Source organism: Paenibacillus shunpengii (genome assembly GCF_042684905.1).
Lineage (GTDB): Bacteria > Bacillota > Bacilli > Paenibacillales > Paenibacillaceae > Paenibacillus > Paenibacillus shunpengii.
Genome location: NZ_JBHUMJ010000002.1, coordinates 559,876 through 586,786 on the forward strand (window position 1 = coordinate 559,876; position 26,911 = coordinate 586,786).

General features: G+C 47.1%; 29 protein-coding genes and 1 riboswitch. Of the genes, 11 read left to right on the top strand and 18 right to left on the bottom strand.

Translation table 11 applies throughout. The annotated features are described in order from the left end of the window. Positions 1 to 21: 21 nt before the first annotated feature. The 4 genes from ACFSVM_RS02425 to ACFSVM_RS02440 are packed head-to-tail and all read left to right on the top strand — an operon-like array spanning position 22 to position 4,070. A complete protein-coding gene (locus tag ACFSVM_RS02425; RefSeq protein ID WP_379260201.1) occupies positions 22 to 1,479 on the top strand; it encodes an aryl-sulfate sulfotransferase in 1,458 nt (485 codons plus the stop codon). Next, positions 1,472 to 2,479 (top strand): ABC transporter substrate-binding protein, encoded by a 1,008-nt coding sequence (locus ACFSVM_RS02430; protein WP_379260203.1) that lies wholly within the window; start codon positions 1,472 to 1,474, stop codon positions 2,477 to 2,479. Before ACFSVM_RS02425 ends, ACFSVM_RS02430 begins: the two co-directional genes overlap by 8 nt. A 13-nt stretch (positions 2,480 to 2,492) precedes the next feature. Continuing rightward, on the top strand, positions 2,493 to 3,269 hold the full coding sequence (locus ACFSVM_RS02435; protein ID WP_047912244.1) for an ABC transporter ATP-binding protein: 777 nt from the start codon (positions 2,493 to 2,495) through the stop codon (positions 3,267 to 3,269). A 27-nt stretch (positions 3,270 to 3,296) separates the two neighbouring features. After that, a complete protein-coding gene (locus ACFSVM_RS02440) occupies positions 3,297 to 4,070 on the top strand; it encodes an ABC transporter permease (RefSeq protein ID WP_379260205.1) in 774 nt (257 codons plus the stop codon). 75 nt (positions 4,071 to 4,145) lie between these two features. Here ACFSVM_RS02440 and ACFSVM_RS02445 read toward each other — a convergent pair whose 3' ends face one another. The 9 genes from ACFSVM_RS02445 to ACFSVM_RS02485 all read right to left on the bottom strand — a co-directional run bounded on the left by ACFSVM_RS02445 (position 4,146) and on the right by ACFSVM_RS02485 (position 13,199). After that, positions 4,146 to 4,319, bottom strand: a complete 174-nt coding sequence (locus ACFSVM_RS02445) for a hypothetical protein (RefSeq protein ID WP_170862328.1) — start codon at positions 4,317 to 4,319, stop codon at positions 4,146 to 4,148. A gap of 107 nt (positions 4,320 to 4,426) precedes the next feature. Continuing rightward, complete coding sequence (locus ACFSVM_RS02450; RefSeq protein WP_379260208.1) at positions 4,427 to 5,254, bottom strand: hypothetical protein; 828 nt, start codon at positions 5,252 to 5,254, stop codon at positions 4,427 to 4,429. A 333-nt stretch (positions 5,255 to 5,587) separates the two neighbouring features. Continuing rightward, positions 5,588 to 6,049, bottom strand: a complete 462-nt coding sequence (locus tag ACFSVM_RS02455; RefSeq protein ID WP_379260210.1) for a hypothetical protein — start codon at positions 6,047 to 6,049, stop codon at positions 5,588 to 5,590. Between the two features lie 15 nt (positions 6,050 to 6,064). Then, the gene (locus tag ACFSVM_RS02460) at positions 6,065 to 7,129 is read right to left on the bottom strand and encodes a WXG100 family type VII secretion target (RefSeq protein ID WP_379260211.1); all 1,065 of its coding nucleotides are present in this window, start codon (positions 7,127 to 7,129) and stop codon (positions 6,065 to 6,067) included. 152 nt (positions 7,130 to 7,281) lie between these two features. Beyond that, positions 7,282 to 7,743 (bottom strand): hypothetical protein, encoded by a 462-nt coding sequence (locus ACFSVM_RS02465; protein ID WP_379260213.1) that lies wholly within the window; start codon positions 7,741 to 7,743, stop codon positions 7,282 to 7,284. A gap of 135 nt (positions 7,744 to 7,878) precedes the next feature. Further along, entirely contained in the window at positions 7,879 to 8,346 is a 468-nt protein-coding gene (locus ACFSVM_RS02470; RefSeq protein WP_379260215.1) for a hypothetical protein, read from the bottom strand. A 13-nt stretch (positions 8,347 to 8,359) separates the two neighbouring features. Next, the gene (locus ACFSVM_RS02475; RefSeq protein WP_379260217.1) at positions 8,360 to 9,424 is read right to left on the bottom strand and encodes a WXG100 family type VII secretion target; all 1,065 of its coding nucleotides are present in this window, start codon (positions 9,422 to 9,424) and stop codon (positions 8,360 to 8,362) included. A gap of 243 nt (positions 9,425 to 9,667) precedes the next feature. After that, complete coding sequence (locus ACFSVM_RS02480; RefSeq protein WP_090726171.1) at positions 9,668 to 11,464, bottom strand: ABC transporter ATP-binding protein; 1,797 nt, start codon at positions 11,462 to 11,464, stop codon at positions 9,668 to 9,670. Continuing rightward, positions 11,454 to 13,199 (bottom strand): ABC transporter ATP-binding protein, encoded by a 1,746-nt coding sequence (locus ACFSVM_RS02485; protein ID WP_076312068.1) that lies wholly within the window; start codon positions 13,197 to 13,199, stop codon positions 11,454 to 11,456. The genes ACFSVM_RS02480 and ACFSVM_RS02485 overlap by 11 nt, the downstream gene beginning before the upstream one ends. Before the next feature lie 376 nt (positions 13,200 to 13,575). Here ACFSVM_RS02485 and ACFSVM_RS02490 point away from each other — a divergent pair, with 376 nt between their 5' ends. Both ACFSVM_RS02490 and ACFSVM_RS02495 read left to right on the top strand, forming a co-directional pair. Continuing rightward, positions 13,576 to 14,478 (top strand): S-layer homology domain-containing protein, encoded by a 903-nt coding sequence (locus ACFSVM_RS02490; RefSeq protein WP_379260220.1) that lies wholly within the window; start codon positions 13,576 to 13,578, stop codon positions 14,476 to 14,478. Between the two features lie 112 nt (positions 14,479 to 14,590). Further along, positions 14,591 to 15,112 (top strand): Crp/Fnr family transcriptional regulator, encoded by a 522-nt coding sequence (locus ACFSVM_RS02495; RefSeq protein WP_274338214.1) that lies wholly within the window; start codon positions 14,591 to 14,593, stop codon positions 15,110 to 15,112. Here the strand turns inward: ACFSVM_RS02495 and hmpA are convergent. Beyond that, positions 15,107 to 16,312, bottom strand: coding sequence for an NO-inducible flavohemoprotein (gene hmpA, locus ACFSVM_RS02500; protein WP_274338215.1), 1,206 nt, complete (start codon positions 16,310 to 16,312; stop codon positions 15,107 to 15,109). The two genes, ACFSVM_RS02495 and hmpA, sit on opposite strands and share 6 nt — an antisense overlap. 187 nt (positions 16,313 to 16,499) lie before the next feature. Here hmpA and ACFSVM_RS02505 point away from each other — a divergent pair, with 187 nt between their 5' ends. Then, entirely contained in the window at positions 16,500 to 17,459 is a 960-nt protein-coding gene (locus tag ACFSVM_RS02505) for an EcsC family protein (RefSeq protein WP_379262853.1), read from the top strand. Positions 17,460 to 17,559: 100 nt separating this feature from the next. Here the strand turns inward: ACFSVM_RS02505 and ACFSVM_RS02510 are convergent, their stop codons facing one another. Then, positions 17,560 to 18,153 (bottom strand): NAD(P)H-dependent oxidoreductase, encoded by a 594-nt coding sequence (locus tag ACFSVM_RS02510; RefSeq protein WP_274338217.1) that lies wholly within the window; start codon positions 18,151 to 18,153, stop codon positions 17,560 to 17,562. A gap of 76 nt (positions 18,154 to 18,229) precedes the next feature. Here ACFSVM_RS02510 and ACFSVM_RS02515 point away from each other — a divergent pair, with 76 nt between their 5' ends. Further along, a complete protein-coding gene (locus ACFSVM_RS02515; RefSeq protein ID WP_379260223.1) occupies positions 18,230 to 19,297 on the top strand; it encodes an AraC family transcriptional regulator in 1,068 nt (355 codons plus the stop codon). A gap of 86 nt (positions 19,298 to 19,383) precedes the next feature. Then, entirely contained in the window at positions 19,384 to 19,560 is a 177-nt protein-coding gene (locus tag ACFSVM_RS02520) for a hypothetical protein (protein ID WP_379260225.1), read from the top strand. Positions 19,561 to 19,664: 104 nt separating this feature from the next. On the opposite strand, the gene ACFSVM_RS02525 is transcribed toward ACFSVM_RS02520, so the two are convergent. The 7 genes from ACFSVM_RS02525 to ACFSVM_RS02555 all read right to left on the bottom strand — a co-directional run bounded on the left by ACFSVM_RS02525 (position 19,665) and on the right by ACFSVM_RS02555 (position 25,489). Continuing rightward, positions 19,665 to 20,933, bottom strand: coding sequence for an MFS transporter (locus tag ACFSVM_RS02525; RefSeq protein WP_379260227.1), 1,269 nt, complete (start codon positions 20,931 to 20,933; stop codon positions 19,665 to 19,667). Between the two features lie 219 nt (positions 20,934 to 21,152). Then, on the bottom strand, positions 21,153 to 21,650 hold the full coding sequence (gene queF / locus ACFSVM_RS02530; protein ID WP_090726156.1) for a preQ(1) synthase: 498 nt from the start codon (positions 21,648 to 21,650) through the stop codon (positions 21,153 to 21,155). A gap of 288 nt (positions 21,651 to 21,938) precedes the next feature. After that, the gene (queE, locus tag ACFSVM_RS02535) at positions 21,939 to 22,718 is read right to left on the bottom strand and encodes a 7-carboxy-7-deazaguanine synthase QueE (RefSeq protein WP_379260230.1); all 780 of its coding nucleotides are present in this window, start codon (positions 22,716 to 22,718) and stop codon (positions 21,939 to 21,941) included. Continuing rightward, on the bottom strand, positions 22,711 to 23,205 hold the full coding sequence (gene queD / locus ACFSVM_RS02540) for a 6-carboxytetrahydropterin synthase QueD (RefSeq protein ID WP_379260232.1): 495 nt from the start codon (positions 23,203 to 23,205) through the stop codon (positions 22,711 to 22,713). Before queD ends, queE begins: the two co-directional genes overlap by 8 nt. Next, positions 23,205 to 23,867, bottom strand: coding sequence for a 7-cyano-7-deazaguanine synthase QueC (gene queC, locus ACFSVM_RS02545; RefSeq protein ID WP_379260234.1), 663 nt, complete (start codon positions 23,865 to 23,867; stop codon positions 23,205 to 23,207). Before queC ends, queD begins: the two co-directional genes overlap by 1 nt. A 251-nt stretch (positions 23,868 to 24,118) precedes the next feature. After that, a riboswitch (PreQ1 riboswitch) is annotated at positions 24,119 to 24,162 on the bottom strand. Positions 24,163 to 24,280: 118 nt separating this feature from the next. After that, complete coding sequence (locus ACFSVM_RS02550; protein WP_047912227.1) at positions 24,281 to 24,985, bottom strand: AIM24 family protein; 705 nt, start codon at positions 24,983 to 24,985, stop codon at positions 24,281 to 24,283. Positions 24,986 to 25,048: 63 nt separating this feature from the next. Further along, entirely contained in the window at positions 25,049 to 25,489 is a 441-nt protein-coding gene (locus ACFSVM_RS02555; RefSeq protein WP_379260237.1) for a hypothetical protein, read from the bottom strand. A gap of 297 nt (positions 25,490 to 25,786) precedes the next feature. On the opposite strand from ACFSVM_RS02555, the gene ACFSVM_RS02560 reads away from it, so the two are divergent. Beyond that, on the top strand, positions 25,787 to 25,942 hold the full coding sequence (locus tag ACFSVM_RS02560) for a hypothetical protein (protein ID WP_177178792.1): 156 nt from the start codon (positions 25,787 to 25,789) through the stop codon (positions 25,940 to 25,942). A gap of 197 nt (positions 25,943 to 26,139) precedes the next feature. Next, positions 26,140 to 26,904 carry a hypothetical protein gene (locus ACFSVM_RS02565; RefSeq protein ID WP_143042136.1) on the top strand — a complete coding sequence of 255 codons (765 nt, stop codon included), beginning with the start codon at positions 26,140 to 26,142 and terminating at the stop codon, positions 26,902 to 26,904. The last annotated feature ends 7 nt before the right edge of the window (positions 26,905 to 26,911 follow it).

The following is a 26,911-nucleotide window of genomic DNA, read 5'->3' on the forward strand; positions in this document are numbered from 1 at the left end:
AATATGAGGGGAGAAATGAATATGGGACATCCAACGATTTATCCAACAGGGGCAACGGTATATTTGCCAGAGAAGGCATGGGGCGGGTACACGATTTTTCAAGCAGCAGATACGGGAGCACTGCTTATTGATATGAACGGCAGAGAAGTGCGGCTGTGGAAGGGATTAAGAGGATTTCCGAACAAGCTTTTTCCAGGCGGATATGTGCTGGGAAGCACGAAGGAAAGAGATCCAAAATACGGATTTCAGGATGAAGCAAATCTGGTCCAGGTCGACTGGGATGGCAATATTGTCTGGAAGTTTGATCGGCAGGAGTGGATTGAAGATCCAGGTCATGAAGGAGAGTGGATGGCTCGCCAGCATCATGATTACCAGCGCGAAGGGAATCCGGTAGGCTATTATGTCCCTGGTCAGGAGCCGAAGATAGACTCCGGCAATACGATCATTCTCGCTCACAAGAACGTACACCGCCCAGAAATATCTGATAAGGAGCTGCTGGATGACATCATTATTGAAGTGGACTGGGAAGGAAACATCGTATGGGAATGGTCAGTGAGCGACCACTTTGAAGAGCTCGGATTCGATGAGGATGCCAAAAGATCACTTTACCGCGATCCGAACTCCCGCGGCTTTGGAAGCCATGCCGGAGACTGGATGCATATCAATTCAGCGTCTGTTTTAGGACCTAATAAGCACTACGATGCAGGTGATGAGCGTTTCCATCCGGATAATATTATATGGGATGCGCGGGAGACGAATATTATCGCCATTACAGATAAGAAGACAGGCAGCATCGTATGGAAGCTGGGACCTGACTATGGGACAGAGGAGCTTAAGCAGATCGGATGGATCATTGGACAGCACCATGCTCATCTGATACCTCAAGGATTGCCTGGAGAAGGAAATATTCTTGTGTTCGATAACGGGGGCTGGGCCGGCTTCGGAGCTCCGAACCCGGAAGCACCGGACGGCGTAAAGGTAGCACGTCGTGACTACTCCCGCATTCTTGAGATCAACCCGCTTACGCTCGAAATTGAATGGCAGTATACACCGGCAGAGGCAGGATATGTTGTACCCCTTGATGCTTACCGGTTCTACAGCCCCTATATCAGCTCCGCCCAGCGCCTTCCGAATGGAAATACGCTTATTACCGAAGGAGCAGATGGCCGAATCTTTGAAGTCACACGAGAGCATGAGATTGTGTGGGAGTACATCTCTCCATACAAAAATAAAATAAATGCCAATATGGTCTATCGCGCTTACCGAGTTCCTTATAACTGGGTTCCCCAGCTCGAACAGCCTGTTGAAGTGGAAATTGCTCCACTGGATGTCGCGGATTTCCGATTGCCTGGTGCAGCTCCAAGAGGAGCGGTCAGTGCCGTTGAAATACTGGGAACGGAATCCTATGGTGAGGGAGCCTTCTGCGTAGCGACTCAGGACGAAGTCACGCAGCGAAAGGACGGGGATCAAAATGAGTAAATCGAGAGCGATCATCCGTTATGTAAGCCTTCTTGCTGCCCTTGTTCTTACGGTCTCGCTGCTTAGCGGCTGCGGAACTTCTGCAGAAGGGCAAGGCAGTAAGCTTAAGCTCCGAATTGCAGATATTTCAACAAATCCGATATTTCGTGTGGCCAAGAGCAAGGGAATCTTCGATAAACACGGGATTGACGCAGAGCTTATCACTTTTGCAACACCGGCAGAAGGAATTAACTCGCTCTTCATTAAACAGGTAGATGTTGCTTTTGGAGCGGATTATCCGCTTATTAATGCAGTGAGCAAGGGAGACTACTCCATCTTCGCTTCTTCAGGCAGCGCTACCGATCAAGGCGCCAAGGAGTGGAAGCTCTATGTACGCAATGAGATCAAGAGTGCGGAGGATTTGAAGGGGAAGAAGCTGAGCTTCTCCAGAGGTACCTTTATTCCTTACTTATGGGATGTGTATCTATCCGAGAATGGAGTGTCCTTATCCGAGGTTGAGCTCATAGGCCAAGGGGCATTTGACGAAGCTTATGTAGCTCTTCAAAAAGGAGAAATTGACGCAACCTGGATATACGGGGCTGTGCTGAATGAGAAATTCAGCGCACTGGAGGAAGCTCATGTATTGACAGATATGTCACAGACGCCTGTGCGGCTGGGTACGGGATTAATTGCATCCAATGAAGTGCTGGAAAATAACAAAGAAGGCATGGTTGCTTTTCTAAAAGCGCTGGACGAAGCTTCTAAATACGCCCAAGCTAATCCCGATGAAACGGCTGATATTCTGTATGAGCAAGTCAAGCAGCCGAGAGAAGCTACGCTGAAGGACCTGCCCAATAATCCATGGAACGTTGGGTTTAGCGAGAAGGCCTATGAAGGACTGGTCGGACAGAAGGAATACATGATCAATTCGGGTACGATTGAAACGGATTTTGATCTGAAAGAGAAGATAAATCTGGATCTGATTCGCACCGCTTTTCCGGATCGGGTTGAAGTGGAATAAGGAGGGGATACGTATGAGAGCAGCAGCAAGCGCCAATGAGATCTATATCGAGCAGCTTAATAAGAGTTTTACTCAACAGGCTCAAGGGGAGCTCCATTACATCATTCAGGACGTTAATTTGACCGTCAAAGGAGGAGAATTCTTTATCCTGCTTGGTCCAAGCGGCTGCGGTAAATCTACTTTGCTCAGTCTGATCGCAGGATTCGTGTCCAAGACATCCGGGCAGGTCAAGGTTGGGGAGAAAGAGGTTGAACGACCGGGACAGGATCGTGCGGTTGTATTTCAGCAGGCGGACTCTTCCCTGTTCCCCTGGCTTACGGTGAGGGAGAATGTGGAGTTTGGTCTTCGAATGAAGCGGATACCGGCTGCAGCACGCAAGCAAATTTCGGATCAATATATATCCATGGTAGGTCTTGCGGGCCATGAGCACAAGTTCCCCAGGGAGCTGTCAGGCGGCATGAAGCAGAGAGTTCAGCTGGCCAGAGTTCTATCCAATGACCCCGCTATTTTACTGATGGATGAACCCTTTGGTGCGCTGGATGCGATGACGAGACGAACGATGCAGCGAGAGCTCGTGAAGATCTGGCAGGAGACAGACAAGACGGTGATTTTTGTAACGCATGATATTCAGGAAGCGCTGCTTCTTGGGCAGCGAATTGGTATTATGTCTGCAGGTCCCTCCTCCAAAATTACGGATGTGTATGATGTCCCTTTTGCCTATCCTAGAGATCTGTCTGCACCTGAGTTTCATGAAGTCTATAACCAAATTCAATCCCATTTTGATGAATAAAGCGGATATCGGAAGGCGGAGATTCTTATGAGCAAGTATAAAAAAGCAGCACTGCATATCACCTTCTGGTTCGCACTTATCATTCTGTGGCATCTGCTGTCACTTGTATATGAACCGGAAATTCTACCGGGACCAATCTATACACTGCAAGGCGGTTATGAGCTGTTCATGGATGGTACACTGCTCCAATATATAGGAATCAGCTCGTACCGGGTGCTTCTGGGCTGGACTCTTGGCAGTCTCCTGGCTATACCTGTAGGCATTACCATTGGGAAGGTGAATGCGATCCGGCTATTCGCCGAGCCGTTTCTGAATTTTATCCGGTTTATTCCGCCGATTGCCTTCATTACACTGTTCCTTGTCTGGTTTGGCATCGGGGAGACGTCCAAAATTATGCTCATTCTGTACGCAACCTTTTTTATCGTCACACTGAATACGCTCACGGGTGTTCTGTCTGTGGAAGAGGATAAGATTCGTTCAGCCAGAAGCATGGGGGCGTCAGAGTGGCAAATTGTTCTTCATGTCATTGTTCCAGCGACCGTGCCTTATATGTTCACAGGCATTCGGTTAGCTATGGGGACCTCCTTCATGGCGATTATTGGAGCAGAGATGATTGCTTCCAATGAGGGAGTGGGTTACCTGATCTGGAACTCACGGCTCTTCTTCCGCACCGACTGGATCTTTGTTGGACTCTTGTGCCTGGGGCTCATGGGATTTCTCACGGATCGAATCGTAGGACTGATCGGACGAAAACTTCTGTCCCGTTATGGGGTAGTCAGCTCCAATGCGCTGCGCAGGTAATGTGAAAAAAAGCTTCACGGCATAAGGTGGCCGTGAAGCTTTTATTTTGGTATAGAGAGGTTCAGCTCTGTTGAACTACAGATTTGGATCCTGCTCCAGATTGTTATTTTGGGATGAAGGCTGCTTCTCAAACACATGAGCTGCTTCTTCAGCAGAAAATTCAGTGTCATTCTCCCCAGGTACCGGCAGCTTGTTCAGCTTCGTGGAGTTGACCTCGGCTTTTGTAGCTTGGTTCTTAGACTTGCTCATCAGTAACACACCTCCTCCCATCTTCGCATACTCAAGTATTTTTTCAAGCAAACCTGAATTTTATACCTGTTCATGCAGGATAAGGAGGTGAGCTATACAATTAGGTATTACTGATTGGCAAATTGCTTGATCATGCCCTGAAGCTGATTCCGGAGGCTGTTCTCACCAGTACGTTCAATAGTGATGAGCGTTTCGGCATCTGATTCCTGTGGTGTATCATATACGCTCCAGAAATGATTGTCTGTATGGAGCAGGAGCAAAATACTCTCTGCAGCCGGCAGCTCTTCCTGTGAATAATTCATAATGCTGAGGTTATCCAGGCTTCGTCCGGATGCTTGAAAATCGGTGCACCAGGATACAATCAGATCCTTATCCGCGGCATTGACGGACCATTCGTTGATTAAACGATCGGCATTTTCAAGAGAAGGGTTCTCTGTCAATTGGCTCCACTGTGATTCAGGCAGCTGGAAACGGGAGGAGGTGCCAGGCGGCAGAGTACGTGCTTGTCCCACATATAGACGGTATAATTCTTCTTCCCATTCACTTGGCTCCGTCCAGGTAAAGAGGTGGATGCGCTGATCAATAGATAAATGATAGAGGTACGGATCTCCTGATTCGGTTCCTTTATGAATTGTCAGAACTTTCTCCTGGCCGTCCCAATCGGTGTAGCCTCTCAGCATGCTCCGGCTTTTCGCAAAATGAACAAGCATATCCAGAAGCTCAGGGACGAATTCAATTTCATTTTCTTCCATACGTACGATGAGGCCTTTGGATAGAAGACTATGAGATGCTGCTCTCAGCACTAGCTCCCATTCATTTTCTTTAAGTTCACCGTACATCGGTTTCAGCAGGCCGGCTGCGACATCATCTGCGCCCAAGGAAGCCAGTGCAAAACCAAACTCTTCGATGGATAACGTAATTAATGATTTGTCCATAAGATCTCCTTTTACTTAAGATATATTGGCTGATTAATAGATGATTTTTGCAAGAAAGGCTCTGGATAAGAAAAAAGAGGAAACATATCAAGGTGTGAATAATAGCATTTTTACGATGATAAGTTACTTTAGTCATGATCTGCCTCCATAAAATATAGGACAGTTTTGAATGGGTTCAAACTTTTGGAGTGGTCATGATTTTTTGTGTTTATTTCTCCAAGTGCAGAAATAAACCGATACAAACAAATACTAGTACTATAAATGTAAAAAGTATAGCTGTTTTACGAGCATAAATTACATGCGTCATCGTGTTATGCCTCAGGTATCTCCAGATCATTTATATCTATTCCAGGCTACACGAATATGCTTAAGTGTTTCATTAAACTCTTCCGTGCTGAATGCATGGAAGGTTTTCACATCTACAAACTCATGATTATTAAGTACAAAACGATAGAAGGGAGGTACAGACTGAAACCATTTATTCACCGAACTTTGATGTGACTCTATTTTTTTAATATTTGACCATGGTACTGTTCTTCCATTATTCAATTGAATTTTCTCTTGATCGTAGTTGAGTAGCGGTTTTGTAGAGAATAGTAACCTAATTAAATGAATAAATGGAAGAGCAAAAAACCAAAGCCCTATAACCATGGCAGACGAGTAGAAGATAGTTTCGGCTGGACCCAAATTGTTTCCTGTCAGGGCAAAAGCAAGTACAATACACATAATTATTAGCAAGAAGATTGAAATGGCTTTATAAAAAACAGTTTTTCGGTTATAACGGATAGACTGCATAAATTCCTCCTAAACTTATTTAAATAGGCCGCCTATCCAACCAATCGCCTGTTCTGCAGCGGATGCTACATATTTACCAGCATATGCACCCACTGCACCTCCGACATATGCTCCGACTGCAGCACCGGCTGGTCCAATAGCACTTCCAAGTGCTCCTCCAATTACAGCTCCGGCTCCCGCTGCAGCGGATTTAATCACGACATTGGATGCAGATACGGCGATATCTGTACCGGTAAGGGTTCCCGCTTTAATTTTTGCCGCTGTTTTAACTCCTTCATCGAAGACATTAAGTCCGACGTTAATCGGAAACAGTTTCTTTCCTATCATTTTAGGAATTGCGGATATCTTCATTCCGTATTGCCCTTTTTGTACGCCGGCAACGACATTGCGAGTCCACTGAGGGAAGCTGTTCGCTTTACTGAAGCCGAGCCCAAGCTTCCCCATTTTCAATGTCCCTGCCAGCTTATCGAAACCTTTAAGTCCCTTCATGATCATACCGGGATTTCGGAACTGCTTATCCATTCGGCGTGCCAGGTTGTTCAGGAATGTATTTGAGCTCTTACCTTTTACCCACTTGGCGTTATGTACTACCGCCCGGGTAGGATTCTTTGTGCTGTACTTGAAATCAACGGTTTTGGTCAAAACAAGCGTGCTTGCCAGAAGGCTGTACATGCCTGTTCCTGCGAGCGCCAAGTTCCCACGAATGCCGTTAGCAGTACTCCAAGCATTCTCCCCTTGATCAAATAAGTTAGATAGGGTTTCCTTCGCATTTTGTCCTTGAGAATTACCGTCCGTATGTATTCCGTTTCCAGCCGTCTGATCTGTTTTGGCAAATTTAACAGCAATGGAGCGAAGCTCGGTTCCAATGGAGGCAACAGAAGTGGTGAAGCTCTCCATTTGTCCGCGAGCAACCTGGAATTCTTGAAAGAAGCGTTCTTGCGTAATGCCTGCCCATCTGCTCTGCAAAGATAGAATCTGTCCGTTCAGGTTAGAGATCATACTGCTAGTAAGCGTAGAAGCTTGAGCAAATTGCTGTGATATTTCCTGGATTCGTTCAGGAGGGACAACAATTTTTGTCAACTTGGTTCACCTCATGCATATATTGTTTCTTACTATTATAGAAGCGGTGAAGTCATCAACTTGGTATATATACCCATTATTTGTAAGGTCAGAAACCCTACACTGGCAACGAAAGTCGGATAAAACATGACTTTTGTATGAGGATTTAGAGTTCATCGGCGGTTTGTATTCCAAGCTGAACGTAGTACCTTAAGTACCTCTGTGTCCTTGTCTTTCAGCAGACTGTAAGTATAAATCCTTTTTTCGGACTTGTCGTTCAGTACAACAAGAAAGTGAGAGGGTACGGGAAGCAGGAATTTATTCATTTTCCCCTCGATACTCTCAAGCTTCTTGATCTGATGCCAAGGAATGGTCTGATTGTCGTTTAGTACAATACCTTCTTTATTATAGGAAAACAAAATATTACTGCCGACCGTCCTGACGGCGCTCCAATAAAAATGAGGGCCCATAAACCAAAAAGCAAGGAAAGCGCCAGAAGCATAATAAAATCTAAAGATCATACTATGCCTGCCGTTAATGACTTCCCATGTAAGAAATAAACCGACAATAATGAACACGAAGCAGATCAGAGTGTTACGTATTGCAGTTTTGCGTTCAAAGGTAACAGAAGTCATGATAGTATACTGCCTCCAAAAGGTTATTTGCTTAGTCCGTTTTACTTACTCACTGCACGCCTTCTACCACAGCTTAAGCAAGATGTCCTACGGAAACGGAATCGATTGTATCTTCTATTAGATGTGAATTGCAGATCATTTTATGTGCTTATTTCGATTCCAGGTGGAACGCAGCTCTTTAATTACAATGCTTTCTCTGTTTCTCAGAAGATTATGAGTAGTTATTTTAATTTCTCCATGACTTGTTGTTAGCAGGAGGTGGGAAGGAACAGGCAGAATAAACCGATTCATTTTGCCGTCGATATGTTCAATCTTGATCATCGTGTTCCAAGGAATAAGCTTCCCGTTGTTCAGCTGAATACCCTCTTCATTATAAGAGAACAGAGTGTTACTGGCCTTTATTGAATTAAGAAGATTCCAGTAAAAAAGGGGCCCGATAAACCAGATACAAAGAATCGCGCCTGATAAATAATACAATTGTGTTAGAATGCCTATGTCTCTATAATTGAGGGACCATACAATATAAATACCGCCCAGTACAAAAAGAAGTCCTGCAAAGGTAAACAGTATAGCTGTCTTGCGGGAATAAGTAATTTTCTTCATAGATGCCGAAACATCATTTAAACAGCCCGCTGACCCACTTGATTCCTTCTTCCGCAGCCTTGGCAAGATGTCCCCCCGCAACCGAACCAATTGTACCTCCAATATATGCGCCTACTGCTGCACCCGCAGGTCCCAATACGGCTCCAGCTGCTCCACCCAGCACTGCACCAGCGCCGGCTGCAGCAGATTTTATGACGACATTGGATGCAGATACGGCGATATCCGTACCGGTAAGGGTTCCCGCTTTAATTTTTGAGACGGTTTTAACTCCTTCATCGAAGACATTAAGTCCGACGTTAATCGGAAACAGTCTCTTCCCGATCATCTTGGGAATGGAAGATATTTTCATTCCGTATTGCCCTTTGGGTACACCAGCTACAACGTTACGAGTCCACTGAGAGAAACTATTCGCTTTACTGAAGCCGAGCCCAAGCTTACCCATCTTTAATGTCCCTGCCAGCTTATCGAAGCCTTTGAGTCCCTTCATGACAAGTCCGGGATTGCGGAACTGTTTATCCATTCGACGTGCCATGTTTCTAAGAAAAGTATTCGGACCCTTGCCATTGACCCACTTGGCATTATGGATAACTGCCCGGGTAGGATTCTTTGGACTGCGCTTGAATTCAACGGTTTTGGTCAGCACAAGCGTGCTTGCCAGAAGGCTGTACATGCCTGTACCTGCGAGCGCCAAGTTCCCGCGAATGCCGTTAGCAGTACTCCAAGCATTCTCCCCTTGATCAAATAAGTTAGACAGGGTTTCCTTCGGATTTTGTCCTTGAGAATTACCGTCCGTATGTATTCCGTTGCCTGCAGTCTGATCGGTTTCGGCAAATTTAACAGCAATGGAGCGAAGCTCAGTTCCAATGGATGCAACAGAAGTGGTGAAGCTCTCCATTTGTCCGCGAGCGACCTGAAATTCTTGAAAGAAACGTTCTTGCGTAATGCCTGCCCATCTGCTCTGCAAAGACAGAATCTGTCCGTTCAGGTTAGAGATCATACTGCTAGTGAGCGTAGAAGCTTGAGCAAATTGCTGTGATATTTCCTGAATTCGTTCAGGAGGGACAACAATTCTAGTCACCTTGTTCACCTCGTTTGTATAGTGGGTTCTTACTTATATAGAAGCTGTGAAGTCATCAACTTGGTATATATACCCATTAATTGTAAGGTCAGAAACGCTGCATTGGCAACGAAAGTCGGATAAAACAGGACTTTTGTAAGAGACACATCACGGAGAACTGCATCCAAAGTCCAGCTTTTGCATCATGAACCAATAGCCGACTTAGCAGTAAAAACTGCCAGTCGGCTCTAGTGGACAGCAGGTCTATCCTGCATCATTATGCGTATGTTCCTTAGAAGTCGTACCGGATTCCAGGGCATGATCGTATAGTTCTCTATAATAGCCGCCAAGCCGCATAAGCTCTGGATGGCTGCCAGACTCGACAATGGAACCATCCTTCATGACCAGAATACGGTCTGCATGCATCACGGTGGACAGCCGGTGCGCAATGACGATCGTCGTCCTTCCGGCGGAAACCGAATCAAGTGCAGACTGAACCAGCTGCTCGGTATGGGAATCGAGATTTGCTGTTGCTTCATCCAATATGAGAATGCGGGGCTTGAAGACAACAATCCTGGCAAAGGATATAAGCTGCCGCTCTCCCGCAGATAGTCCGCTTCCTCGCTCTGACAGATGCGTATCATAGCCCTCCGGCAATCTGGAGATCATCAGATCTGCACCCACATAGCTGCACGCCTCGATAACTTCTTCACGGCTGATCTCCTCACGGAACATCCGCACATTGTCAATGATTGAGCCTGAGAAGAGGAAGGGCTCCTGTTGAATGAGACCGACCATCCGGTGGAGGCTCTGCTGTGGCAGCCGCCGAATATCGATATCATCGATTAGAATGCTGCCCTCTGTTACATCATAGAAACGGTTCAGCAGAGAGATCACCGTACTCTTGCCCGCACCGGTCGTGCCTACGACACCAATCATTTCTCCAGGCCGTATCGTAAGATTCAATTGATGAATGATAGGCTGGTCCGCTGAATAACCGAAGGACACATCGTCGAATGTGATCTTGCCCTTCACTTGATCTGCAGTCAGACTTACGGCATCCACATCCTTCGGATCTGGAATTTCGGGCTCTGTACTGAGAATGCTCCATATTCTTTCCATGGAAACGGTGGTGGACTGGAACGTATTCCATTGCATCGTAATTTGGTTAATCGGCTGAAAAAACTGACGGATATAGCTGATAAAGGCGTATAACACACCGACTTCAAGAGATTTGCCGAGCACAGCCTGCCCCCCTAGCCAGACCATCAATACAAGAGCGATGTTGCCCAGTATATCAAAGGTCCGGTTAAATATAACGTTGGAGCGGACCTGACGAATATTGGCCGAATAGTAGCTTTCATTCTGCTTGTTGAACTGCTTCAGCTGCTCCTTCTCCTGATGAAAAGCCTGAATCAAGAACATCCCCGACAGGTTCTCTGCAATAAAGGCGACAAGTCTGGACAGCCGGGTTCTTGCTTGTTGATAAGTCTCCTTTAAATAATTACGGAACAGGACGGCGACGATCGCAATGACCGGAAGCACAGCCAAGGAGTATGCCGCAAGGGTAACATCCAGCTGGAACATAAAAAAGAGAATCATAATGAGCATCATGCCGTCACGAATCAGACTGAGCAGCACCTGAGTAAAGAACTGGCTGATCGTCTCGGTATCACTGGATACGTTCGTGACCAGGCTGCCGCTGTGTCTGCGGTCAAAGAAGGACATGGACATTCTTGTGATGTGCTTGAATAGATCCCTGCGCAGCGATGCGACGATGCTCTGCCCGGTGAATTGGAGCAGATTGTTCTGGATATACGTAAATATGAAGCTAATTATGGATAGAACCAAATAAAGAACAGCAATGTAGATGAGAAAACGAAGCTCTGTATTTCCGATTGCAAGATGATCATCGATTGCGATCTTGATCAGATATGGCTGTGACAGCTCAGCGGCTATACCGAGCAGTGAACAGAAGAAGATGAGTACAAACTTCATCCGGTGCGGCCGGCCATAGCTTAATATTTCACGAAATGCACTCCGATTCGGTTTAGATGCCATGATTTAACCCCTCCTCCTGAATGCGGGCAAGGGATGCATATTGTCCGCCTAGTGACATGAGCTGCCGATGGCTGCCTTGCTCCACGATCCGTCCTTCCTCCAGAACGACGATGAGATCGGCATGCTTGACCGCGCTGATGCGGTGAGAAATGATGAGTGTGGATTTGTTTTTTCGTTCCTTCTTCAAGCTGTTCAATATTCCGGTTTCGGTTACGGCATCGACAGCACTCATACTATCATCAAGAATCAGCAAGGGTGCCTTCTTCATCAGTCCTCTTGCGAGACTGGTCCGCTGACGTTGTCCTCCAGATAAGGTGACTCCGCGTTCCCCGAGAGGGGTATCGAATCGCTTCGGAAACTGGATGATATTATCAAAGATCATCGCCTGCTTCGCCGGAGCTTCTACTTCAGTCTGGGATGCACTGCGGTCGCTGAAGGCAATATTATCCCGAATCGTCGTACTGAACAGGAACCCGTCCTGCGGAACATAGGACAATTTGGAACGGAGACTCTCAAGCGTTAATTGCCTGATATCAAGACCGCTGATAAAAACGGTGTTAGCAGGCGGCTCGTAGACTCGCAGCAGCAGCTTGACGAGTGTACTCTTGCCGCTGCCTGTGCGGCCCACAATGCCGATGGTTTTGCCAGCGGGAAGGGTAAGATTGATGTTATGCAGGGCATGTTCCTTGCTTCCAGGATATTTGAAGGATAGATTACGAATCGTAATATCCTCCACCTTGCTTAGAGGAACAGCATCCGGCACTTCTTGGACATCCGGAATTTCAGCCAGCAGGTTATTTACCCGGTCGAGCGATGCGCTGGACCGCTGCATCATATTGATCACATTCCCAATCTGCTGAAGGGGACCCATAATCATGCGCAGATACAGAGTTAGCGCGACGAAGCTTCCCAGGCTGATCGTATTCTGTATCGTCATATAACCGCCGATGACAATGGAGATGACTAGAGACACGGCCCCGAGCAGGGGCAGAAGGGCTTGAAACAAAGAGGACAGCCTTACGAGCCGCAGCTGCTTATCCCGGATGGCATCAACAGAGGCACCGAATCGGTTCTGCTGGGTCTCCTCTATGGCAAAGGTCTTGGTTACTCGAATCCCGCCTAGCTGCTCTTCAGCAGACTCGGTCATGGATGCAAGTGCTTCCTGCACATGCTTGGATCTCTCGCGGATCCGTGGTCCGAAATAGACAACGAGCACCGGAATGGCAAGCAGTGGACCGACGCTGATTGCAATCAGAGTTAGGGGGATTCCGTCAATCATCATCATGACAATGCAGGACAGGAGCAGGAAGACAGCGTTCGTTGTCTGGTTAATTCCATTTGAAATCGCTTCACGTACCGAGGTTACATCGTTCATCACATAGCTGAGCAGTTTTCCCGTACCTTGCTTGGCAAAATATTTCTCACTCAGCTCAGAAAATTTACCGAACAGCTTCTCACGAGTGACGTACTCAAATCTGCGTCCGAGCCGCATTATCATAAATTGACCCAGGCCAAACAGCGCATTATAAGAGATGGCAATGAGGAGCAGCTGCAGGCTGTAATAAATAATTTTTTCCATGGTGAGTGTTTGAAGCTGGAGTTCATCTGTAAAATTACCAACCACACGGGGGAGTAAAGCCTGATCAATATTAGAGATGATAATCAGCAGGATGGCAGCGAGGTAGGAAGGCCAGTGAGAACCGACATAATGGCGAAGCATACTTCGATCTTGCATAAGGCAAGTCATCTCCTTATTTTTTTAGTTAGACACGGCAAGAAAAGGGCAGATGCCTTTTTTATCAAAAAAAAGCATGCATGCCCCTTCACATACATAAACGTTTTGTTCGCATTCCTAACCGAAAGCTAGAAGATTCATCGGTAAACAACATACATTTAATTCTTATGCATAATACCTTCGTTGTCAAACCATCAAATATGTAAATATCAGTGGAAATAATTTAAGAGACGGATGGAGAGACTTCAATCTAAGGTTAATTAAGGATATGGAGCGAAGAACCTGGGGCAAGTGAAACATTTTGGAGCCGGAGCTCGTTTAGAGTGTAAATCGAGATGGAAAATATAGATTGACTAAAGATGGAGGCTGGTTACTAATGAAGCGTAGAACGATTAAAGCATCTGTAGCTGCAATGAGTATTGCGATGGCACTGGGCGGAGCGTCCGCTTATGCCTTTGATGATGTCAGCTCGAAGGAGCAGCTAAGTCTGTTGGATTCACTGAGAAGCAAAGGGATTGTGAGCGGAGTGACGAGCCAGCTGTTTCATCCAGAGCAGCGGTTGACTGAGGCGCAGGGTATTCAAATGATCGTAAATGCTTATGACCTGAAAGATGAAGCAAATGCTGAAGCCGTACGCTGGTATGATGGAGCAGTGAATGCTGCCAAAGCACACGGTCTGTCCGTTCCTGAACAATTCGATGCGAGTAACAGCTTGACGCGAGAAGTGTTTGCCCAGCTGCTGTATGAAGGGCTCAATACGACAGGAACCTATCCTGCGATTCTTCGTTACAACTTTATTGCCGATGGTGACAAGATCAACAAGGAATATGAGAGCTCAATTCAAACCTTGCTGAACATGAATATCGTCAGTTTGAACGATAAGGATGAATTCAGACCGGATGAAGAGCTGACCCGAATGGAGGCAGCGGAAATGGTATTTAACGCACTCGAGGTTGTAGATCGTTATGGAAACGGCGGGGGTTCTGAGGAAAAACCAGGTACGGATATTCCGGGGAGCGGCCAGCAGGCTTATGTACCTGAAGTGACTTCCCAAACCGTAGATGAGAAGACGATTAAGGTCAAGCTCAGCTTGGAGCTGCCAAATCCGGGCTATGGACTTGAGATCAAGAAGGTAGAGCTTGGGAAGGATGGCAAAGCGATAATTAAATATCAGATTATCCAGCCAGACCCGGACAAGATGTATCCACAGGTCATTACGGAGCGTACAGCGGAAACCAATATCCCATCCGGATATACGCCGCTCGTAGAGCCTTTTTAATAAAAATGTTCCTGAATATAAAGGAAGCCTCGGAATGTATTCCGGGCTTCTTTTTTGTTAAGATGAATCAGTAACATCACTCAAATGTATTATAGAAAGCTGGAGGAAAAACATGATTTTACATAAAGGCGAGATTCTTTTTCGTCAGGGAGATACAGGGCCGCTGTATCATCTTCATAAAGGCTTGCTAAAAATCGTCCGAATTCAGGAGGATGGCAATGCCTATCTCGTTAATCTCATCGTACCCGGAGAAACCATTCCTCATCATAGCCTGATCAGTCCGGGTCCTTGTTTCGGAACGGCTATAGCTCTAACTACATGTGAGATTGAAGTGATCCCTTCCACAGCATGGTACCATGCTTTATCGGAGCAGCCCGCGAAGTATCGGGATATCGCACTTCTGCTGCAAAATAAGGTTAGAATGATGCAGGAGAGAATGGATCAAATGACAGAGACCAGTCCCGCAGAACGACTTCGCCGGCTTCAGGGATGGCTGGAAGGTTACCTCGCTCCAGAGAAAATGACCGATATGCTCACCCAATCCGAGATCGGACAGCTGATTGGTCTTCGAAGAGAGACAGTTAACCGTTTGCTGAGAGCAGGTACATCGGAAGTGCAGGAGCCGGATTTATAGCTGCTCTTTGGGTCCAAAAAATTCATAATGCAAATCCTGCTCCCGTACACCCCAGTCCAGCAGTATGCCCCGAAGACTCTTCATGAACAAGGTCGGTCCGCAGAAGTAAAAATGAGCATCTGTCGTCTGAACGACCTCTGCAAGCCAGGCTGAATCGATTCTCCCTGCTCTGTCGTAGCCCTCATCTTCGGATTGAGGATCACTGTAACAGAAATAAGCAGACAGACGGTCATGCTCCTGTTCCAGTTGCCGGATCTGTGGTCCCATGGCTTGGACCTTCATGTGCTGAGCTGCATGAATGAACGTAATGTCACGTTCTGCGCCGCTGGCCAGTTCAGACTGAAGCATGCTGATGAGGGGAGTGATGCCGATGCCTCCTCCGATGAGCACAAGCGGACGATCATCCTGGATCTCAAGCTTGAAGTCTCCTGCAGGTGCTGACAGCCATAGGGTGTCGCCTGCTTGAATCTGATCATGGAGATAGCTGGATACTCTGCCCGCAGGTGAATCCCCTCTGGCGGTCTCTTTCTTGACACTGATTCGGTAATGCGGCAGACCGGGAGCGCCCGACAAGCTGTACTGACGAATATGGGTATATGAATCACCTGGAATTTCAACTTTCACACTAATGTATTGCCCAGGATCGAACGGAGCGAGCGGCGATTGATCTGCAGGCTGTAAGTAGAAGGAACGGATAATGTCACTTTCTTCCACGGTTTTTACGACCTCAAATGCACGGAAGCCTTCCCAGCCTCCAGGCTGATCTGAAGCCTCCTCATACATTTTGGCCTCCATTTGGATAAATACGTCGGCAATGACCTGGTAAGCATTCCCCCACGCTTCAATAATCTCATCTGTAGCGGCTTTACCCAGTACATCCTTGATCGCCATCAGCAAATACTTGCCAACGATGGGATAGTGCTCCGGCTTTACCCCGAGGCTGCGGTGCTTATGGGCGACTTGGGTAACAGCAGGCAGTACAGTTTCAAGTCGATCAATATATTTGGCAGCAGCGTATACCATCGCGGCTAGTGCTGCTTGCTGCTTGCCTTGGCTCTGATTGGCATGATTGAAAATATGGAGCAGCTCGGGATGATGTTCAAACAACAGCTTATAGAACCGCCGTGTAATCTCATTGCCGTGCACTTCGAGCACAGGAACCGTGGATTGAATGATTTTGATATCTTGAGTACTTAACATAAATAAAGCCCCCTCTGTTGAATTAGTTCAAGTATAGAAGAGACATAAGGGACGAATTGTGATTTGGATCACACCTAATGTGAACAGGAAATGAAGAATAGAAATGCATCTTTTCTCCATTCTAAATCGTATACATGTTGTGAAATTTAAGAGAAATGAATAGAAGGAGAACGTCATTATAATGAAGATGGAACATGCCGATGAATTGAAGAGCCAGCTGGCTGACATAGAGAAATGGGAGAACGAGCAGAAGGATATCTTTTTTTGGGAAAAGCTTGGCCGGCTGCCCTTTGTGATGCTGGATAAGCTGACGCCGAAGATTGTTCGCGACAAGCTGGGAGATGTCCTGAATGAAATGGGTGCTTTTATTCAGAATGGCGGTAAATTTCTGGTTAACCCAAAAACGGTGCTTCGCCGGATTAATAACATACTGCAAGGTGAAGCTCAGGAAGGTTCCACTAAGGAAGGTTCCACTAAGGAAGAAGACAAGAAAGGCAGTATGAAGACGCTGTTCAAACAGCTGAGCACAGCCGCTTCAAGCGTCACTGCGAGTGTAACAGGCAAAGGCCAGAAGCAGAAGGATGCTGACCATGAAGAGGCCTCTGCCATTTCACTTGAACAGGTATCACACCTGCCTGTCTTGGTAATGGACCAGGTAGCAGATGACATTATCTCGGAGCGCGTGAAATTTGCAGCGGCAAGCGGTGCAGCTACCGGGGTCGGCGGATTTATTACGATGGCTGCAGACATGACGCTGGTTCTCGGCAATTCACTCAAGACGCTCCAAGAGATCGCCATCTGTTACGGCTATGATCCGAATGATCCCATGGAGCGAGTATTTGTACTCAAATGTCTTCAGTTCTCTTCCGCCGACATCGTCGGAAAGAAAGCGATCCTAACCGAACTCGCTACCTTCGATGAAGAGCATACGAATGCTGAGGTCATATCCCAGATCCAGGGCTGGCGCGAGGTGGTCAATACGTATCGGGACAGTCTTGGCTGGAAGCAACTGTTTCAGATGATTCCCATCGCAGGGATTATATTCGGGTCCATCAGCAACAAAGGAACGCTGTCCGATGTGTCTGAAGCCGGGAAAATGCTGTATAAAAAGCGCCGCTTGCTCAAACGATTGACAGAGCTTGCGTAGAGACTTACGCTCAGTCATACAGTAACCCCGCATGGGCATTTGGAGAACGGCATGGGACACGAATCAATCCTATCGCTTGATGCATAACTTTTCTGTAACGTCAGGCCAGCTTGGCTCCAAGCTTGTGGATTTTACTCAGCCACTGCTGTTTCTTAACGTCTGTCGATGTTTTAACCGGACCGATTTCGGTAATTTTTCGTGTCTTGATTCCGCAGTAACCGAATATACCTTGTTTGACCACACGATGTCCTGCCCTTCCATATATGAGCCGATAATACAAGGATGGAGTATCCATCGTGACAATAAGGTGGGCTGTCTTGCCGGTAAGAAGCTTATCCCAGAGCAGACTGCTCGGACGCTGCAGATAAGCATAGTGGGGAAGAAGAATCCGATCAAAGAAGCCTTTGAGAAGCGCTGGCATGCTTCCCCACCAGAGGGGATAGATCAGGACAATGTGATCCGATTGCTTGATCATCTCCTGAGCATACAGCAGGTCCGGCTCCAGCTCAGTCCGTTGTCTGTATCCGTATTTGAGGTTGGGGTTGAAGCTCAGCTCGCCGAGCTCAAGCAAGTGAACGGTTGCTCCTTGCTCTCTAGCTCCCTTCATATAAGCTTGAGCGAGTGCGGTGCAGTAGCTGTCACGATCAGGATGTCCTAGTATTATCGTAATTACGGGTAGTTGAGATTTACTCATATCATTTAATCCTCCTAATGGATGCGTGTGAAATGTTCTTCGTTACTCATCATATAGGAAGTTTGAATTTATACTTATGATCTATCACGCAGAATTCATGTTCTGTTCTGCTTTTTTAAGGGAGGTGGGGGAGATCGTCGATTACGGCATATCCATTACGATGCTATATACCATGATCAAGAGCGTTTCTTTATCCGGTTATGATGTGGACACCTTTTGCCGGGACAATGGTCTGGACCCCAGATTGCTGCAGGATCCGGAAGCCCGCATTGGGGCAGAGCAGCATGTGAAGCTGGTTTGTGCGGCGGCAGAGCTTCTGGAGGATGAGCATTTTGGACTTCACCAGGGTTCTCAGATGGAGATGGCGGATCTTGGAGTGCTGGGGTATACGATGGTGCATTCGGGGACCATTGGGGAATGTATTTACGCCTATCAAAGATATTATGCAACGGTCTGCAGCGGCTATGATATACGGCTCTCTAGGCAGGGTTCAGAGGCGGTACTCACTTTATCGCTGGAAGAGCTGTCTTATCCGCCATCAAGACATTGTGTAGACGATATGGTGAGCTCGCTTGTTCATATCATGATTCGGCTTAGCGGCAGAGCTATCGAGTTCAGCAGAATAACGCTCATGCATCCGGAACCGGACAGCGGAGATGAGTACAGGAAAGTGCTTGGTGTGCAGCCCGAGTTTAATAAGGAGCATACAAGTCTGTATTTTCCTCAGAAAGTACTGGAGTATCCGGTGCTTTATGCCGATGTTCGGCTTGCCGGATGGTTTGAAGAACGGACTTCAGATGTACTCCTTAAGCTGAAGGCCGGCCGTCATTTTACGGATGAGCTCACAAGGTGGATCATGGAGCAGCTCAGGGTCAGCCTGCCAAGTATATCGGATGCTGCAGCGTATTTTCATATGAGCACGAGAACGCTCCAGGCTAAGCTTCAGCAGGAGAATACGACATACACAAGGCTGCTCAATGATATTCGCAAGGAGCTTGCGCTTAGATATCTTAAGGAGCCGGAGCAGTCCATTGCGGACATTGCTTATTTGCTTCATTTTTCGGAGGACAGTGCGTTTCAGCATGCTTTTAAAAAATGGACAGGGCTCGCTCCAGGACAATATCGTACAATTGGCGCGAAGTAATTTTTTTTCGTGCAACCTTTGCGATCAATTAGCGTTATAAGGCTTAACGTTAGTAATATCACTTCTTAAGCGAAGGGAGTACAGAGGTGAAGAATACTAGGCGAAGGACGGGGAAACGTCTCTTTTATACGTTGATTGGACTGGTGATTGTGTTTTTTATGATGACGGCAGGTATCCCTGCTCCATTCATTATCATAGGTATTATATTTATCGTCGTGCAATTGCTTATATCACTACTAGTAAAGAAGCGGCCTAAGCAATAAACAAGCCTCTTCTATTGCAGCAGGGTTGCTGCAGACAGAAATAAAGCGCCCGGGATGATTCCCGAGCGCTTTTCTATGTTACCTGTACAATTCTACGTATTTCCTTAGGAAGCGGTATGATCCGTCCAGGAGGCGAGACGTTTATCGGTTGGCAATAGGAAGGTGAGTACCCCCAGCAGCGGCATGAAGCTGCAGACGAACATCACCGTGTTAATTCCTGCTGCGTCGATCCAGTTGCCGAGCACCAATGAGCCAAGGCCCCCGAGTCCAAAGGCAAGACCTGTGATCATGCCGGATACGGTACCGATCTTGCCGGGCACGAGCATTTGGGCGTAGACGACGGTTACGGAGAAGCTGGACAGCATGATGAATCCGATGATGGTCAGCAGTACTCCTGTCCAGAACAGATTCGCATAAGGCAGAATCAGTGCAAGCGGAGAGGCCAGTGCCATAGACGCCAAAATGACATTACGTTTACCAAAACGGTCCGCCAGCGGTCCGCCCAGGAAGGTACCCACTGCACCTGCTCCCAGGAACAAGAAAATAAAAATCTGTGCATCTTCCGTCGAAAGCGCAAAGGCATCCTTCAGGAAGAAGGCATAGTAGCTGCCGATCGATGAAATATACCAGGACCGTACAAATACGAGCAGAACGAGTACGACAAAGGCATACATAATTTTGTTTTTCACTGCTGGGTTCATGACACCTGCGTTTGCTTTTTTCTTGGCGTATCCTGCGCTTCGAAGGGTTCTTCCGTACCATCTCGCGATGTAGATTTGAACGGCAATTCCGACCATTGCCAGGGCTGCGAAGCCAAGTGAGCCCATGAGTCCAAAAGGAATGAACACCCAGCGGGTTAGAAGCGGTGCCAGCGACTGTCCCGCATTACCTCCAACCTGAAAGATAGATTGAGCCAAACCGCGGCGATTGCCTGCCGCCATATGGGATACCTTGGAGCCTTCAGGATGGAAGGCAGCCGAGCCTAATCCAACCATAATCACCGCAAGCAGGATGGCCAGATAACTATTGGCAAAGGCGAGGAAGATCATCCCTGAGCAGGTAAAAGCCATACCGATCGGAAGCAGTGCTGGCGTTGGCCGTTTATCGGAGAAATAACCTACGACCGGCTGCATGATCGAAGCGGTGATATTCAGGGCGAATGCGATCCACCCCATCTGGCTGTAGCTGATCCCCATGTTATCCTGCAGTACCGGAAAGATCGCGGGAATAACGGATTGCACCGAATCATTGAGCAGATGCACTAGACCAATGGCAATCAGAATGGGGAAAATGGTAGTCTGCGGATCACTGCCCGGACGCGGCAGCAGCCGGGCGCCTGAACCGCCGGCTTTTGTTAACGAATTGAGTGACATGTGATGGTCTCCTTTGAAGTACAGGGAAGAAAAGATAAGGTGTAATCGATTCCAATCATCCCCTGCATAGTTAACTGAACAACCGTAAGCAACGAAGATTCTCTCATCATATGGCAAAAATTACTTAACCTGCAATGGCGGAATAACGGTAAATAGCAAAAGGAGCCCCTTCACTGCAAAGTGAAACGGCTCCATACACCGGTTAGCTTGGAATCTCGATTAACGGTTATCGATTTTCTCCGGGTACATATCATGCTGGAACAAGCGCTGCGTAGCCAGCTCTTCATATTTGGTTCCCGGACGGCCATAGTTGCAGTATGGATCAATGGAAATTCCGCCTCTTGGCGTAAATTTACCCCATACTTCAATGTAACGCGGGTCCATCAGCTTGATGAGATCATTCATGATAATGTTGACTACGTCCTCGTGGAAATCTCCATGATTACGGAAGCTGAACAGATACAGCTTCAGCGATTTGCTCTCGACCATTTTGATGTCTGGAATGTAGCTGATATAGATGGTCGCGAAGTCAGGCTGTCCTGTAATCGGGCACAAGCTCGTGAACTCCGGGCTGTTGAATTTCACGAAGTAATCTCTGTAAGGATGCTTGTTATCGAAGGTCTCCAGGATGTCAGGGTCATATTCAAAATTGTATTTCGTTCCTTGATTGCCAAGCAGGGTAATATCCTGCAGTTCATCGGATTGGCGTCCGGCCATTGTCATCATTCTCCTTGGGTGCGGAACAATTTATCGAGGAAAAGCGTTCGGTTTTTGGCTGAATCACTCCGGTTGACTGCGTCAAAAGTCGTTCTTCATCCAAAAACCTCACTGCATATACTAAAAATTGCTCCGCATTATTATTGTGTGCTGGTGGGCGCTGCTCGCTGTTATTCGGCTCGCAGGCCCGATGTAAAAGCGTTCGGTCAATGGTGAATCACTCCGGTTGACTACGTCAAAAGTCGTTCTCATCCAAAAACCTCACTGCATATACTGAAAATTGCTCCGCTACACTCCGCGCCTATTGCCCCACACTAGCGTATGCAGCTGTGGAAGCACCCTCACCTCATTCATATCAGGCAGCTCCATCGTTCGGTCGATCAGCCATTCATATCGATGCAGCAGGGAAGAGGCGTGGTTCTCCACATCACCAGTGGTAACATCTGGGTTGCCTGTTTGCAAGTACATGGATACTTCCGGGTAGCGCTTATGCACCTTACGTGCATACTCCAGATCCTTCTCATCAAAAATGACGACTTTCAGGCTGTAAGCTGTGTCACTCGCTCGGTTAGCCAGACGCTGAACGATCTCATCAAGCTTCTGCCAGTCCGTTGTCATTCCTGAGCTTGGCGGCTTCGGAGATAGTGTGACTTCACTGATATCCATCAGCCAGTCCTGCCATTTGGAGCCTTGAGTCTCGACGGCCGTACGAATGCCTCTAGCCTGCAGCAGCTTCACGAGCTCTCCCATCTGAGGCAGTAAGGCCGGATTCCCTCCGGAGATCGTAACGTGGGAGAAACGGTCACCGCCAATTGAGGTAAGCTCACTCCAGATGTCCTCGCTGCTCAGCAGACGAATCTGATCCTTGGCACTGCCATCCCAGGTAAACGCCGAGTCACACCATGAGCAGCGGTAATCACAGCCAGCCGTTCTGACGAACATCGTTTTCTGCCCAATGACCATCCCTTCTCCTTGAACGGTAGGGCCAAAGATTTCGAGCACAGGGATGGGACGATGAGCGGGAGATTTTCGCTCGGACGGAGCAGTCGATAGATCTGTGCTATTCATCAAGCATCCACTCCCGTCTGACTTCCGCATAGCTGGTTGGAGTCTCAAACAGTCTCACAAATTCGGTCCGTCCACCTTCGATTTGTGTCTTATAAGGCTCACTCTGCAGCGCAGTCTCCATTTGTTCATAGATCCAGACCACCATATTTTCCGCCGTTGTATTCATCGCTGGCAGTGTTTCATTCAAATATTGATGATCGAGATAGCCTTCAATTTGAGTCTTCCAAATTTCTTTGACATCTCCAAAGTCCACGGTGATCCCCGTCTCACCAGGGATACCACTGATACCGAAGACGACTTTGTAGGTATGGCCGTGCAGATTCTTGCATTTACCCTCATAGCAGTGCAGATGATGCGCCGCGTCAAAGGTAAACTCCTTGCTGACAAGGACCCGCTTCCGGTGATAGCGGAGCTGCTCCTGCTGAATGTCCTCACCTATACGCTGCAGCCGTTCTACAATCCGAAATGTGCCGGGTTCTGGTCTCATCACTTTACACCGCCTCGTTCAGTTAAATATTCATCAAGCCCTGCTTTGCGCAGCTTGCAGGCAGGACACTCTCCACAGCCGTCACCTTTAATGCCGTTGTAGCAGGTCAATGTACGCTCGCGTACATAATCAAATGCACCCAGCTCATCCGAGAGCGCCCATGTTTCGGCTTTGTTCAGCCACATGAGCGGCGTATGAATGACAAACTCATAGTCCATCGCCAGATTGAGCGTGACGTTCAGCGATTTGACGAACACATCACGGCAATCCGGATATCCGCTGAAATCTGTTTCGCACACGCCTGTAATGATATGCCGTGCGCCTTTTTGCTTGGCCATTACTGCTGCGAAGCTTAGAAAGAGATGATTTCGGCCGTCTACAAAAGTACTCGGCAGCTGTCCCTCTTCCTGTGTGATCTCAATGTCGCTGCGTGTAAGTGCGTTCGGCGAGAGCTGGTTCAACAGGCTCATATCAAGAACGGTTTGCTCTACATCAAGATCGCGGGCGATATCGGCAGCTACTTCAATCTCCAGCTTGTGCCGCTGTCCGTAGTCAAAGGTAACGACCTCCACTTCCGCAAAATGCTTTTTCGCCCAGAACAGGCAGGTCGTGCTATCTTGACCGCCGCTGAATACGACGATTGCTTTTTCATTTTTAAACATAAAAAAACCTCTCCATCTTCTAGAATTTGCGTGCCGTAAATACAGTACGCTTCAAAGGAAGAAAAGAGAGGTTCCCTAACTCGTTCAACAAAAAACAGGCCTCTGCTCTACGGGCAGGGCTCATATATAGATTGACGTTTCAAGATGACAGGCATAAGAAAAAAACAATCCAGGGTAGCTCTAACCAAGCTGTATTACAGCCATAGTCAGGTTACAGGCCCAGACAGTAAATTTAAAGTTCATCTTTGACAATCTGTATAGTTTTTTATAGAGGGAGTTCGCGAACCTCTCCCATGGATCTCATCCATGGATTTCAATTTTCAGTTGTCATATAAGCTAATCATAACAAAAGTTCCAGTAAGTATTATATCAGAAAAACCGAACATTAGAAGCTATTTTTCATTATCCACATTTTACTTGATCCACACATTGCCAAAGGGCAGCATTTCACGCATCAAGCGCTTAAAGAAGCCTTCATCATTAATATCGTTCTCCAGCTTCTGATTCTCCCGGCCGGCCTGGAACAGAACGGTTCCGTGACCGGTCATCTTCCAGTGGTAGTTCATGTGCTGACTGGCAAGGTGATTGCCGTACACAGTAAGCTCTAGCTTCGCATTCTCCGGATAGGCAATGATGCTGCCTGCATCCACATATAATGGAGCGGTTGGATGAAGCTCTTGTTCACAGACCTGTCCTTGGGTCAGGATCCCGATCGTACCTTTTCCGGAAAATTTCATCTTGATCGCATCCCGGGTAATGAGCATGTTCTTCAGCTTGAGAATTCGGGTCTGCATTTCAATTCCATCGCTATAAAATAGTAAATGCCGAAAATCGTACAGCAGATCGCTGTGCTCATCCAGGTCGATTCTTTTCATCGTAATACCAGGCGGGAGGGCACATACAAACTGGCAAGGCCCGCTCATTTCAGAGCGGATCAGCTTTCTTTTGCGGTACATGCCCTGGATGTTTGTCAAACGATCGTTCCGACCGCTTGAGGGCCCCCGATAGGCAACGATTTGCTGAGGATGGAGGATATGAATCTTGTCCTGCTCCGTCAGTGAAAAGGTTGCTGCTTGTCCGGACATACCCGGTGCATCCATACTTTGTGAGATTTGCATTGATCGAGATAATCTCCTCTAATCGATTGATTGTCACTATGTGCACTGTAATCCTGGCGGGATCTAGTGTCTTGAAGCTCTGCGCATTCGGAACCGAATCACTCGGATGAACACAAAATACCCGATAATGAGCAGTACGCCAACAATCGCCGTATTGATGACCTTCTGCTGCGAGGCCTTACGGTCAGCCTCGGCCTGCTGCATCTGTGAAACAAGCTGATTCAGATTGGCATTCTGCTTCATGAGCTCCTCATTCTGCTGAATCAGGTCTTCGTTTCTCTCCTGGAAGGCCTCCATGTTTTGCTTGGCGCTGTTCAGCTCATTCATCGTTTGCTCATAGCTTTGCTGCAATTGATTGACTTCCTCAGGGAGCTTAGAGTACTGCTCGTAACCGTTATATAGATTCTCCCAGAATCCTGCATGTGTTCGGGCGTCGGATATGAATAGAGTGATACTGTATAGGACCATAGTGAGAAGTGACAGCTTGATTCCTGAATTTTTCATTCCATCACCACCTTATTTTGAGAATACATACAAGTGGTTGTTACCCGTTGTGAGTTCAGCGAAATCTGTTATTTTTATACGAGATTATTTTATTAATTGTTTCATATTTCACCATTGTTTGCTAATGAAAAGTTTGTAATGTTCTTGTTTAATCTTGTGGATAAGAGGGTAAGTAGAAGAAGGAACGACACGAACTTAGAGCTCATCACCGTCCATTTCATAATTGCCTAGGATACGAAGCGAAACAACATATATAACAAATGAGAACGCAAGGATAATAGAAGGAGAACGATAATAATGATGAACAATCAAATGGAAAAAGAAGTACACAAGACGATTATGATTACAGTAAACGGAAAACCGGTAGGAAGCGGATATGTATTCGACGGCTATACATTGGCTCCGATAGATAACGAGCGATTGAATACCGAGGATAATGTAGTAACAGTTTAAACGCATATATGAAGTCACTCACGATAACCACTGATCTTTGAGATCGGTGGTTTTTTGTCGTTTTAAGTCGAATGAGCAAAGCTGGAACGCGTAAAGTCACATTTTTTTGCAATATTTTGTACCGAACATATGTTCCGTGACAATCAGTTGTCGATTTGAACTGTTAGTATTAAGAAAAGCCTTACAGGGGAGGAGAAATGATGAGTTCGATATTGGACGTATTTTGTACCTGGAATCGTGAAGTAATTTCTGTCTCTGGAGAAAACTCACTATATCTGCTGATGGAGTGGCGCAGCGGTCCTCCTGCCAAGAGACAATCCAAGCTCATGCCCAAGCTCTTATATCGTGATGTAGAGCTGCTGCTTAAGCCCGAAGACGGAGTTGTTATTAAAGCAGTACACGGAGCCAGAGCCAAGGAAACGGATGCCGGCTGGGTCTTGCAAATGGGAAGCGCTTATAAAGGAAAAACCAAAACATTACTGCTTGAGCTGGCAGTATCTTCACAATCTGCCGGTAAGAAGTCAGTGTGCTCCGCCTACTGGAGTGCCTTCAAGACGAAACAGGAACAGCGCGTTCTCTTGCGAAGGGAGCAGATCTATTTACAAATATCGGCTCACTTGGGGCTTATGAACAAGCAGCCCGATCTGAGAGTTCAGAAACATGTAAAGCTGAGCGAGACGACGGGGATCATGAAGCAGGCACTTCGTGCTTTTGAAAGAGGAAGAACAGAGGAAGGCTGCGAAATCATTAAGCGGCATACGGATGAACTGCTGATTATGGCTGTAAGATCCGGAGATCTAGAATATTACCGCGAAGCTCAGATCCTGATCCAGTTAGGCGAATATTATCAAATGACATACGAGAAATTAAATGATGAGCATAGCGACACCGTCAGAGAATCATCCGGTACCTATTATCTTGAAGAAGATGAGGAAGATTTTATGGAGAAGCAGGCCAAATAATGAGATT

Coding starts and splice junctions, on each gene's coding strand:
- ACFSVM_RS02480 (WP_090726171.1), bottom strand. CDS start 11,464: ATGGCATCTAAACCGAATCGGAGTGCATTTCGTGAAATATTAAGCTAT.
- ACFSVM_RS02525 (WP_379260227.1), bottom strand. CDS start 20,933: ATGTCACTCAATTCGTTAACAAAAGCCGGCGGTTCAGGCGCCCGGCTG.
- queD (WP_379260232.1), bottom strand. CDS start 23,205: ATGAGACCAGAACCCGGCACATTTCGGATTGTAGAACGGCTGCAGCGT.
- ACFSVM_RS02425 (WP_379260201.1), top strand. CDS start 22: ATGGGACATCCAACGATTTATCCAACAGGGGCAACGGTATATTTGCCA.
- ACFSVM_RS02555 (WP_379260237.1), bottom strand. CDS start 25,489: ATGAAAAATTCAGGAATCAAGCTGTCACTTCTCACTATGGTCCTATAC.
- queF (WP_090726156.1), bottom strand. CDS start 21,650: ATGGCCGGACGCCAATCCGATGAACTGCAGGATATTACCCTGCTTGGC.
- ACFSVM_RS02490 (WP_379260220.1), top strand. CDS start 13,576: ATGAAGCGTAGAACGATTAAAGCATCTGTAGCTGCAATGAGTATTGCG.
- ACFSVM_RS02560 (WP_177178792.1), top strand. CDS start 25,787: ATGATGAACAATCAAATGGAAAAAGAAGTACACAAGACGATTATGATT.
- queC (WP_379260234.1), bottom strand. CDS start 23,867: ATGTTTAAAAATGAAAAAGCAATCGTCGTATTCAGCGGCGGTCAAGAT.
- ACFSVM_RS02450 (WP_379260208.1), bottom strand. CDS start 5,254: ATGGACAAATCATTAATTACGTTATCCATCGAAGAGTTTGGTTTTGCA.
- queE (WP_379260230.1), bottom strand. CDS start 22,718: ATGAATAGCACAGATCTATCGACTGCTCCGTCCGAGCGAAAATCTCCC.
- ACFSVM_RS02470 (WP_379260215.1), bottom strand. CDS start 8,346: ATGAAGAAAATTACTTATTCCCGCAAGACAGCTATACTGTTTACCTTT.
- ACFSVM_RS02565 (WP_143042136.1), top strand. CDS start 26,140: ATGATGAGTTCGATATTGGACGTATTTTGTACCTGGAATCGTGAAGTA.
- hmpA (WP_274338215.1), bottom strand. CDS start 16,312: ATGTTAAGTACTCAAGATATCAAAATCATTCAATCCACGGTTCCTGTG.
- ACFSVM_RS02430 (WP_379260203.1), top strand. CDS start 1,472: ATGAGTAAATCGAGAGCGATCATCCGTTATGTAAGCCTTCTTGCTGCC.
- ACFSVM_RS02485 (WP_076312068.1), bottom strand. CDS start 13,199: ATGCAAGATCGAAGTATGCTTCGCCATTATGTCGGTTCTCACTGGCCT.
- ACFSVM_RS02510 (WP_274338217.1), bottom strand. CDS start 18,153: ATGAGTAAATCTCAACTACCCGTAATTACGATAATACTAGGACATCCT.
- ACFSVM_RS02455 (WP_379260210.1), bottom strand. CDS start 6,049: ATGCAGTCTATCCGTTATAACCGAAAAACTGTTTTTTATAAAGCCATT.
- ACFSVM_RS02465 (WP_379260213.1), bottom strand. CDS start 7,743: ATGACTTCTGTTACCTTTGAACGCAAAACTGCAATACGTAACACTCTG.
- ACFSVM_RS02435 (WP_047912244.1), top strand. CDS start 2,493: ATGAGAGCAGCAGCAAGCGCCAATGAGATCTATATCGAGCAGCTTAAT.
- ACFSVM_RS02505 (WP_379262853.1), top strand. CDS start 16,500: ATGGAACATGCCGATGAATTGAAGAGCCAGCTGGCTGACATAGAGAAA.
- ACFSVM_RS02550 (WP_047912227.1), bottom strand. CDS start 24,985: ATGCAAATCTCACAAAGTATGGATGCACCGGGTATGTCCGGACAAGCA.
- ACFSVM_RS02445 (WP_170862328.1), bottom strand. CDS start 4,319: ATGAGCAAGTCTAAGAACCAAGCTACAAAAGCCGAGGTCAACTCCACG.
- ACFSVM_RS02515 (WP_379260223.1), top strand. CDS start 18,230: ATGATCTATCACGCAGAATTCATGTTCTGTTCTGCTTTTTTAAGGGAG.
- ACFSVM_RS02495 (WP_274338214.1), top strand. CDS start 14,591: ATGATTTTACATAAAGGCGAGATTCTTTTTCGTCAGGGAGATACAGGG.
- ACFSVM_RS02440 (WP_379260205.1), top strand. CDS start 3,297: ATGAGCAAGTATAAAAAAGCAGCACTGCATATCACCTTCTGGTTCGCA.